6 protein-coding genes are annotated in these 5,886 nt (G+C 63.3%); 3 read left to right on the top strand and 3 right to left on the bottom strand.

The annotated features are described in order from the left end of the window. The first annotated feature begins 27 nt into the window (after positions 1–27). Both AC1D2E_RS34410 and AC1D2E_RS34405 read left to right on the top strand, forming a co-directional pair. Positions 28–1,011: an IS5 family transposase gene (locus AC1D2E_RS34410; protein WP_478201555.1), complete on the top strand. Its 984-nt coding sequence runs from the start codon at positions 28–30 to the stop codon at positions 1,009–1,011. A gap of 200 nt (positions 1,012–1,211) precedes the next feature. Beyond that, positions 1,212–1,589 carry a hypothetical protein gene (locus tag AC1D2E_RS34405; RefSeq protein WP_478201554.1) on the top strand — a complete coding sequence of 126 codons (378 nt, stop codon included), beginning with the start codon at positions 1,212–1,214 and terminating at the stop codon, positions 1,587–1,589. Here AC1D2E_RS34405 and AC1D2E_RS34400 read toward each other — a convergent pair. The 3 genes from AC1D2E_RS34400 to AC1D2E_RS34390 are packed head-to-tail and all read right to left on the bottom strand — an operon-like array spanning position 1,564 to position 4,002. Then, positions 1,564–2,277, bottom strand: a complete 714-nt coding sequence (locus tag AC1D2E_RS34400) for a GntR family transcriptional regulator (protein WP_478201556.1) — start codon at positions 2,275–2,277, stop codon at positions 1,564–1,566. The two genes, AC1D2E_RS34405 and AC1D2E_RS34400, sit on opposite strands and share 26 nt — an antisense overlap. Before the next feature lie 55 nt (positions 2,278–2,332). Beyond that, positions 2,333–2,878: a cupin domain-containing protein gene (locus AC1D2E_RS34395; RefSeq protein ID WP_478201553.1), complete on the bottom strand. Its 546-nt coding sequence runs from the start codon at positions 2,876–2,878 to the stop codon at positions 2,333–2,335. 14 nt (positions 2,879–2,892) lie between these two features. After that, positions 2,893–4,002 (bottom strand): alcohol dehydrogenase catalytic domain-containing protein, encoded by a 1,110-nt coding sequence (locus AC1D2E_RS34390; RefSeq protein WP_478178341.1) that lies wholly within the window; start codon positions 4,000–4,002, stop codon positions 2,893–2,895. 143 nt (positions 4,003–4,145) lie between these two features. Here AC1D2E_RS34390 and mhpA point away from each other — a divergent pair, with 143 nt between their 5' ends. After that, entirely contained in the window at positions 4,146–5,744 is a 1,599-nt protein-coding gene (mhpA, locus tag AC1D2E_RS34385; RefSeq protein ID WP_478201552.1) for a bifunctional 3-(3-hydroxy-phenyl)propionate/3-hydroxycinnamic acid hydroxylase MhpA, read from the top strand. Positions 5,745–5,886 lie beyond the last annotated feature (142 nt).

Here is a 5,886-nt window from a genome sequence, read left to right as displayed (position 1 = left end):
GGCCCAAGCCTTGCATGATCTGATGCCATGATTTCCAAACGCGTAACTCCCCCGAATCAGTTGGGCTTGGGCCTGAACCTGTCGACGAAGAAGACGCGCAAACGCGAGTTCCTCGATGAGATGGATCGGGTGGTTCCCTGGAGCGCGCTGGTGCAGATCGTCGAGCCGCACAGCCCGCGGGCCAAGACTGGTCGGCCGCCTTTTGCGATCGAGACGATGCTGCGCATTCACTATCTTCAGCAGTGGTTCGGTCTGAGCGACCCAGCCATGGAAGAGGCGCTGCACGACGTGCCGCTGTACCGGGAGTTTGCAGGCCTGGGTGACGGAGTGAGCCGCTTGCCCGACGAGACCACCATCTTGCGGTTTCGCCATCTGCTGGAGGCCCACGACCTGGCCGTCGACATGCTGCGCGTGGTCAATGACATCCTTCAAGCCAAAGGCCTGTTGCTGCGCACCGGCACTGCTGTGGATGCCACGCTGATCGCGGCACCGAGTTCGACCAAGAACCTTGAAGGCGAGCGCGACCCGGAAATGCATCAGGTCAAAAAGGGCAACCAGTGGTACTTCGGCATGAAGGCCCACATCGGCGTAGATACCGCGTCGGGGCTGGTGCACACGGTGGTGGGTACGTCGGCCAATGTGAGCGACATCAACGTCGCTGGAGCGCTGCTGCACGGCGAGGAGCACGCGGCCTTCGGCGACTCGGGCTACCAGGGCGTGCACAAGCGAGCGGAGGCCAAAGGGCCGACCTGGCATGTGGCGATGCGCCCGGGCAAGCGCAGGCTGCTCAACCCGTTCATCGAGCCGGAGTTCGTGGCCGAGCGTGTGGAGAAGATGAAGGCCTCCATCCGAGCGAAGGTCGAGCACCCGTTCCGGGTGATCAAGCAGCAGTTCGGGTTCACGAAGGTGCGCTATCGCGGCTTGGCGAAGAACACGGCGCAGATCGTCACGCTGTTCGCGCTGTCGAATTTGTGGATGGCGCGGCGAAAGTTGATGGAGGTCAGGGGATGAGTGCCTCTGGGAGGCCCGAAACGGGCCTGCAGGGCGGCCAAAGCGGCGGCCCCGCGCGGCAAATCGTTGCCGAGCTTGCTCGATCGAGTCATCTGGTTGCGTCGGCATCACCTTATTCATTCAGCCGTGACTGCAAATCGTGTTCTGCAGACCATCCCTAGTGCGGGGCGCGCGGGCCAGTCCGCGCGTCTGAAAGGTTCATGGCGCAGGACTTGAACAAGCCAGATCGACCGTCGAAAGCGCGGTCCAAGGTGGCCTACGAGCCAGCACCGCCGCACCTGTCGCAGGCGGAACCATCCGCGATGGGCAAGAGCCTTCGCGATGCATGCTCCCGCGAAGCCCGCGCCGACTGGAAGCAGCCCGCCGATCGCCAGGATCCCCTGCAGTTGCTGCAGGAGTCGAACGTTGGACGCGTGCCGGAGCACATCCCGATTCGCTGCGGACGCATGGTGCGTACGCCGTTGCACGATGCGCGTGGCGGAATCGGCGACGACGGCGCAGCCCACGCCATGACCCATGGAGCTCATCAGGAGCGGGTACGGTTGCCGGTGGCTATTCGGCTTCGGCAGCCAGCTTGAGGGCGGCTGTCACATTGCGCTGCGTGCTCAGGATGTGTTCCTCAAGCAATGCGCACGCGGTATCGGCATCGCGGCGCAGCGTTGCGTCCATGATCTTGCGGTGCTCGTTGGTTTTGCGTCGCGCAGTCTTTCGATAGCGCGCAGAAAAGCGTCGATAGCGCTCCGCCTGGTCGAACAGACTGGCACCCCACACACGTTGCCGCTCCGAAGGGCAAGCCGCCAGGAGCGCCAGATGAAAGGCTCGATGCAGCTCGGACCAGTTCTCGTCCAAGACGACTGGCCCGTCGCTCAAGCGGGACTCGACCCTTTCAAGCCGATGGTAGGCAGCGACCACGGAGCCCTCCCAAGCGTCGTCACCTTGCGCGATCGCTTCGCGCAAGGCAGGCACATCGAGCAGCAAGCGCATGCGGGTGATGTCTGCCAGGTCGTCCGTCGAAATGGGGGCCACGCGAAAACCCCGGCGTTCGTCCGCGCGAATCAAGCCCTCTTGCGCCAGGCGGCTCAGGGCCTCGCGCAGCGGGCTGCTCGACAGACCATAGCTTGCCTGCAGTTCATCGACCTTGAGCTTCATGCCGGCGCCGAATGTTCCCGTCAATACGTCGCGACGCAGGTTCGCGAAGGCTTGATCGGCCAGCGGGGGAGGACGGAATTCAATTTCTTCTTTGTGCATGACGGCAAGTTTATGCATAAACGCCACGTTTTGAAAGAGTCCATGAACTCGGTCGCAACCGCCGCTTCCTTCGCTATCCGTTCCTTCTGGCGCCCAGCAGGACGAACAGCATGGTGGCAGGCCGGTCGCCGAGATTGCGCCAGGCGTGCCGGTTTCCGTGCTGCACAGCCACATCGTGCTTGCGCAGCAGCACCTGCTTGCCATCGTCCAGTTCGAGCGTGATCTCGCCGTCCAGCACGATGTCGTAGTCGATGCTGTCCGTGGTGTGCATGCCTGGATGATCGGGCTCGAAGGTCTCGGCAAGACCGGGGACCAACTTGCCGAATTCCTGACCGAAGGCAGCGCCATCGAAGTCGGCCCGCATCATCACCGCGTCGGGCGGAAACGTCACCAACATCAGCCGCGATTCGCCTTCCTCGGGAACGAAGCCGACTTCGCCCGTACGATCGGCAATTTCGGCAGCTCGCGAGACAATCTCGGCCGCACGCGTCGACCACACCAGCGACGCGGCGAATCCCGGCACCGTCGTGAATTCGACGCCGCGCGGCGCGATCCCGTCGGCGACCACATTCGCTTTGCCGTCAGCGCCGGTACCCGTGACAACTCGTCTGATCTTCATGATCTTCCTCGTACTCAAGGGTTGATGACGAAGTTGCTGAAGCCGCCATTGCGACTGGCAATCCCGGAGATCGCCTGGTTCACCTGATCGAGGGGGTAGCACACGTGCTCGAACACGGAAAGATCGAGCGTGCCCGCCGCGGCCATGTCGGCCATATCCTGTCCCTCGCCAGCGGTGAACCATGCCGAGCCTTCGATGCCCTGTTGCTCATCCATCATGGTGTGGAGGTCCAACCCGACCATGCCGGCGATTGCGCCGATGTTGTAAGCGTGACCACCACGCTTCAGAGCGCGAATACCCTGCTGCAACGATTCGTGCGGCGCGCCTGGCCCGAGTGCGTCGATGAAAGTATCGACGCCGAGACCCTCGGTGCGTGACTTGGCCCAGGTGTCGATGGCTTCGCCGCCGGCGTTGGAAAACACCTCGATTCGGTCCGGCGCCAATGCCTTGACCCGATTCAGCAGTTCTTGATTGCGCCCCGTGCCGAGAATGCGGGTGGCACCCATGGCCAGACCGAACAGAGCGCCGCCGATACCCAGCGTGCCGCTGATGCCGTTGATGAGCACGCTGCGACCTGGCCCCACTTTCGCCTTGCGCATCGCGGAGTACATCGTTCCCAGGTAGCCGAAGCGCGCAGCCTGGTTGAACGTCACGCTGTCCGGCAACTTCACCAATGCGTACTGCGGCGCGATCATGTACTCGCTCAGGCCGCCGTAGGGGTAGTTCTTGAATAGCTTGAGCGAGTTCTCCGAGAAGCCGAAATAGCCGCTGAACGCATAGTGCGTGCAGTTGATGAGATCCCCGTTGCGGCAGGCACGGCAACCGCCGCAGTAGAGACTCGGGTTCACATACACCCTGTCGCCTGGCTTCCATGTATGCACATGGGAGCCGACGGCCGTGACCTCTCCGGCGGGGTCCAGGCCGAAGATCGCCGGCAGGGGCGGGAGAGGCAGTTCGGGGAACCAGGTGGTCCAGTTCGCCAGGATATTCCCAAGGTTCGGCACGATGCCGCACGAATGGACGCGCACCTGCACGTCATTGGCGGCCGGCTGCGGAATGGGCAGTTGTTCGATCTCCATCGGTGCACCCACCTTGTGCAGGCGGGCCGCTTTCATCATCGACATGTCGTCTCCTTGTGAAAAATGCATAAAACAGATGGATATGCATTACACGTCGGCCCTTGTTCGATGCCCATTGGGATCAACCCTTGGTGCAGGATTCACAAGTTTATGCACAATTATGTGATTCCCGCACACCAAACTTCACCATGTCCCCAGCAATCAACGATTCATTCGACGTCGCCATCGTCGGCTTTGGCCCGGTGGGCGCATCGCTCGCGGCGCTGCTCGGTCGGCGTGGCCGACGTGTCGCGGTGTTCGACAAATCCGAGTCGATCTATCCGCTTCCCCGCGCGTTTGCCCTCGACCACGAGGCAATGAGGACCTTTCAGGAGATCGGCATTGCCGGCGCCCTGGCGCCCCACATGACGCCATATCGCCCCACGATCTATCAAGGCAGCGACGGCCAGCCGATCCAGCACTTCGACATGGGCCCTTCGCCGTACCCGCTTGCATGGGCCCCCTCGTACACCTTCAACCAGCCGGCGCTGGAGGCATCGCTGCGTCGCGCAGTCGAGGCCATGCCGAACGTGCAGGTGCGCCTCGGCTGTGAAGTGACCGACGTCCGGGAATCGGACGACGGTGCGGTGTTGACGGTCCGCGGCAGGGACGGCATCGACGGCGAAGTCCGCGCGCGCTACGTCGTTGCGTGCGACGGGGGCGCGAGTCCGACGCGCAAGCGGCTGGGCCTGCAACTCAAGAGCCTGGAGTTCGACGAGCCCTGGATCGTCGTGGACATGCATATCGAGGAATCCAAACTGTCGCAGTTGCCTGCTACGAACATTCAGTACTGCAATCCGGTGCGCCCTTGCACCTATGTCGTGGGGCCGGGCACGCACCGTCGATGGGAGTTTCTGCTTCTGCCCGACGAAGCCGAACAGCGCGAGATGCCCGACGACGCAATCTGGAAGTTGCTGTCGCCCTGGGTCTCACCGGGTGAGGCACGCATCTGGCGCGCCGCCACCTATCGTTTCCATGCCGTCGTCCTCGCGCAGTGGCGCAAAGGATCCGTCCTGCTGGCCGGCGACGGCGCTCACCAAATGCCTCCGTTCCTGGCTCAGGGAATGTGCCAAGGCCTGCGTGACGCCACCAACCTGGCTTGGAAGCTGGATTGGGTGCTCACGGGTCGAGCGTCCGACGGTCTGTTGGACAGCTATGGCGAAGAACGCGGTCCGCAGGTCGAGGACATCACTGCGACCGTCAAGCGCCTCGGTCAAATCATCTGCGAGCGCGACCCGGTGAGGGCCAACGAGCGCGACCGCAATCTGCGCGAGCAACAGGGAGGCCAAGTCAGGATGCAGTTGCGTCAGAGCCTGCTGCCGGGTGTCCACCACGGGCTGATCGATCGCGATGTCGCCCCGGCGGGGACCCCGTTTCCCCAACCTGTCGGACGGCTCGATGTCGACGCCGAGGCGCAGATGCTGGACGATCTGGTTCCAAACGGTTTCCTGCTGGTTTTGCGCGATGCCCCTGAGGCCGCCCAATTTCAGCAGTGGGCGGACCCGTTGGCCCGGCTTGGTGCGCAAACCGTTTGCATCAGTGGCAAGGCCGACGTGCCGGGCGTGTTGAAGCTGATCGAAACGGACGACGTTGTGGCGCGCTGGTTCGGGCGAAACGAGTGCGTGGCCGCGCTTGTGCGGCCTGATCACATCGTGTTCGGCGCGGCCAGCGACCCGACTCAGATCGGTTCTCTCCTGACACGCGCCTGTCGGCAACTGGGCCCGACGCCAACCGCTTCCAGGGAGTGATTCATGAATCGCCATGACAACCTCATCAACGGCGAATGGCGCGCTGCTGCCAGCTACAGCGCCAACCTCAACCCGAGCAACCTCGGCGACGTGCTGGGCCAGTACGCGCAGGGCGACGCGGCCAGTACGCGCAGGGCGACGC

The sequence above is a fragment of the Variovorax sp. P1_H2 genome (assembly GCF_056405295.1).
The sequence above is the reverse complement of the archived record's forward strand: the minus strand, read 5'-3'. Positions and strand labels throughout refer to the sequence as shown.

Coding starts and splice junctions, on each gene's coding strand:
- AC1D2E_RS34410 (WP_478201555.1), top strand. CDS start 28: ATGATTTCCAAACGCGTAACTCCCCCGAATCAGTTGGGCTTGGGCCTG.
- AC1D2E_RS34405 (WP_478201554.1), top strand. CDS start 1,212: ATGGCGCAGGACTTGAACAAGCCAGATCGACCGTCGAAAGCGCGGTCC.
- AC1D2E_RS34400 (WP_478201556.1), bottom strand. CDS start 2,277: ATGCATAAACTTGCCGTCATGCACAAAGAAGAAATTGAATTCCGTCCT.
- AC1D2E_RS34395 (WP_478201553.1), bottom strand. CDS start 2,878: ATGAAGATCAGACGAGTTGTCACGGGTACCGGCGCTGACGGCAAAGCG.
- AC1D2E_RS34390 (WP_478178341.1), bottom strand. CDS start 4,002: ATGTCGATGATGAAAGCGGCCCGCCTGCACAAGGTGGGTGCACCGATG.
- mhpA (WP_478201552.1), top strand. CDS start 4,146: ATGTCCCCAGCAATCAACGATTCATTCGACGTCGCCATCGTCGGCTTT.